Raw genomic sequence first — 3,335 nt, 5'->3', positions numbered from 1 at the left:
GTGTATCGGCCTTTTGTAAATCCGCGCCGATCAGCAGGGCGCCGCCGGGGCCGGCCAGTTTGCGTAGCCCCTTGAGAAATTCGCTGCGGGCGGCCGGTTCAAAATTGCCAATGGTGGAGCCGGGAAAAAACACCACCCGCCCCGGTTGTGCCAAGGCTTGTGGCATGGCCATCGCCTGGCAGTAATCGGCGCACACGGCGCTGATGTGCACGTCGGGAAAATCCTGGGCCAGTTGGCGAGAGGCGCCAAGCAGGCACTCACGGGAAATTTCCAGTGGCATGTAGTGACGGGGCTGCCAGGCATCCAGCAGCAGGCGCACTTTTTCACAGCTACCGGCACCGGGTTCGGCAATGGTTTGCGGTTGGTTGAGCCGTGCCTGGATTTCTTCAGCATAGCCGGTCAGCAGTGAGGTTTCGGTACGGGTGGGGTAGTACTCCGGGGTGCGGGTGATGCGGTCAAACAGGGCGGAGCCGGCTTCATCGTAAAAATACTTGGGGTGCAGGGACGGGCCGGGAGCTGAAAGGGACTGGCTGACCTCCGCAAGCATATCGGTGGCTGGTGGGTACAGATCGTAAAACGTCAGGTTCGGGCAAAGCTGCTGGTGGTTCAACGGAGTCTGTTGATGCTTCATCTTAGCCTCTGCAAGAAGTCGGAGTGGTGCGCCTGTCAGCCATCATTGGGCTTCTTGTCGCAGGCGAGCCGGATGCCGCTGAATTGCCAGCGCAACTGGGGATAGAAAAAATTGCGGTAACTGGCGCGCAGATGGTTGGCGCTGCTGGCGCAGGAGCCGCCGCGCAGTACCATCTGGTTGCACATGAACTTGCCGTTGTATTCGCCCACTGCGCCATGGGCCGTCTGGAAGCCCGGGTAAGGCAGGTAGGCGCTGGCGGTCCATTCCCAGACATCACCGAACAGATGGGCAAGGCGGGCGTCGCGGGCAGCACCGGGTTGAAACGAGCGATTATCGGACGGGGAATCCGCGAAGGTGCCGGTGATCGGCTGGCTGTAGGCCGCGTGTTCCCATTCCTGTTCTGTGGGCAGGCGTTTGCCCGCCCAGCGTGCGTAGGCGTCAGCTTCGTAGTAATTCACATGGGCCAGGATCTGGTTGTCGTGGAGCGGTTGCTGTCCGGCCAGGGTGAAGTGTTCGGTCAGTGCCGCGTTCCAGTACAGCGGGCGTTCGATTTGTTGCTGTTGCACCCAGCTCCAGCCATCGGAAAGCCACAGGTCCGGTTTGCGGTAACCGCCATCCAGAATAAAGGCGCGAAACTCCCCCTGAGTCACGGGACGGTTGGCCAGCTGGAACGGTTCCAGCCAGGCCTTGTGGCGAGGTGTTTCATTATCGAACGCGAAGCCGCCGCAAGCGCCAATCTCCACCAGTCCGCCCTCGAAGCCCTGAAAAGTCAGCGGTGGGGTGTCGCCTGGAATGTTCACGGGCTGGGTGATGGCCGGTGACAGGGGGTTGAAGGAGAGGCTGTATTTCAGGTCGGTGAGCAACAGTTCCTGATGTTGCTGTTCGTGATTGATGCCCAGCTGTACCAGCGGCGTGAGGTTATCGGCCCGCGCCAGCAAAGCGTTCATGGCGGCATCCACCTGGTGGCGCCAGGCCATCACTTCATCGTTAGTGGGGCGCGATAGAAGATGGCGTTGAGGGCGCGGATATTGCTCGCCGATGCCGTTGTAGTAGCTGTTGAACAGGTATTCGAATGCGGGATTGGCGGGCTGATAACCGGGCAGGTGAGGCTTGAGCAGAAAGGTTTCGAAGAACCAGGTGGTGTGAGCCAGGTGCCAGCGCGGCGGGCTGGTTTCCGGGCAGGCTTGCAGGCCCATGTCTTCGGCGAGCAGAGGTTCACACAGCTGCTCGCTGAATCGCCGGGTTCGTCGGTATGCATCGGCGAGCCAGGTGGTATCGTCCTGTCTGACGGTGTCGGGCAAGGCTTTCCCTCCCATGCCGTGGGTCAAAGCGGTTTGTTTGATAATGACTGCAATGACGCAATCTCACCTTAAAGCAGTCCCGGTTTGAGCGAAAGCAACAATGAGCCTCTGCGCCGAGCTGGGTATACTCTGCGACAACCTTTTATGGACCCTCTTTACCTTTCTACCTTTCACAAGAAGGAGAGCATATGAATATTACCGATAAAGTGGCCGTGATTACGGGTGGTGCCTCAGGCCTGGGCCAGGCGACTGCAGAAGCGATTATTGCCAAGGGCGGCAAGGTCATGATTTTTGATCGTGACGACAAGAAAGGCCCGGAAGTGGCGGCCCAGCTGGGTGATAATGCAGCCTTCACCCAGACTGACGTGACAGACGAAGCCTCGGTGAAAGCCGCGGTGGAGGCCACCGTGGCCAAGTTTGGTGCCATTCATGTGTGTGTTAACTGTGCCGGTGTGGGTTCTGCCATGAAAACCGTGGGCCGCGAGAACAAGCCGCACGATCTGGGCGTATTCAACATGGTGGTGCAGATCAACCTGATCGGTACTTTCAATGTGGCGCGCCTGGCGGCGGCAGCCATGGCCGAGAATGAGCCGGGTGAAGATAACGAGCGCGGCCTGATTGTGAATACCGCCTCGGTAGCAGCCTTTGATGGCCAGGTTGGTCAGGTTGCGTACGCGGCAACCAAAGGCGGCGTGGTCGGCATGACGCTGCCCATCGCCCGTGATCTGGCGCCACTGGGTATCCGTTGCAATACCATCGCCCCGGGGATTTTCAACACCCCGCTGATGAATGCGGCACCGGACAAGGTGAAGCAGCCGCTGATCGAAATGACCCAGTTCCCGAAACGGCTGGGGCATCCGCAGGAATACGGTCAGCTGGTGTGCCACATGATCGAGAACAAATTCCTCAACGGCGAAACCATCCGTATCGATGGTGGTATCCGTATGCAGCCTCGGTAGCACAGGAGACGCAGCACGCGTCACGCTACATGCAACACGAAAAAGCCCCGGTTTTCCGGGGCTTTTTGCTGTCTACGAAGCCGCTGTAGGAGTTCCCTTCCAGGGGACGAACCGAGCGCAGCGAGGCGACAGAGATAACCGTCTGCTGCAATCGACGGTTGAGTAACCCGTGATTTCGATCTTTCCATGTTTACGGGCCGGTTCGTCCCCTGGAAGGGAACTTGTATGTTTGAATGCTCTTCCTGCAACCATGCAGGACTTGCCGGGGTGGAGGGACCAAAGGAGCATCTGACCCAAGGGTACAGACGGTAGGAGATTTGGCCCCACCCCGCACCTATTCATACGCCGATAAAGAATCCATCGGCTGAGTTGCACCTCAGACCGACGATACCTAGCAAGCCAGCGTTCAGGTGCGCCCCGACAAGCATGTGTAACCTAGCGCAA

Annotated in this window: 3 protein-coding genes; 1 reads left to right on the top strand and 2 read right to left on the bottom strand. The window is 59.0% G+C overall.

Features of this window, described 5'->3' with window-relative positions:
- Together A3730_RS19095 and egtB are read right to left on the bottom strand one after the other, a co-directional pair.
- Positions 1-631: L-histidine N(alpha)-methyltransferase (locus A3730_RS19095; RefSeq protein ID WP_197477531.1), on the bottom strand; the 631-nt coding region annotated here is incomplete at its 3' end.
- Positions 632-666: 35 nt separating this feature from the next.
- Positions 667-1,947, bottom strand: a complete 1,281-nt coding sequence (gene egtB / locus A3730_RS19090; RefSeq protein WP_063520969.1) for an ergothioneine biosynthesis protein EgtB — start codon at positions 1,945-1,947, stop codon at positions 667-669.
- 173 nt (positions 1,948-2,120) lie between these two features.
- On the opposite strand from egtB, the gene A3730_RS19085 reads away from it, so the two are divergent.
- Positions 2,121-2,891, top strand: coding sequence for a 3-hydroxyacyl-CoA dehydrogenase (locus A3730_RS19085; RefSeq protein ID WP_063520968.1), 771 nt, complete (start codon positions 2,121-2,123; stop codon positions 2,889-2,891).
- The last annotated feature ends 444 nt before the right edge of the window (positions 2,892-3,335 follow it).

Source organism: Alcanivorax sp. HI0044 (assembly GCF_001634945.1).
The sequence above is the reverse complement of the archived record's forward strand: the minus strand, read 5'-3'. Positions and strand labels throughout refer to the sequence as shown.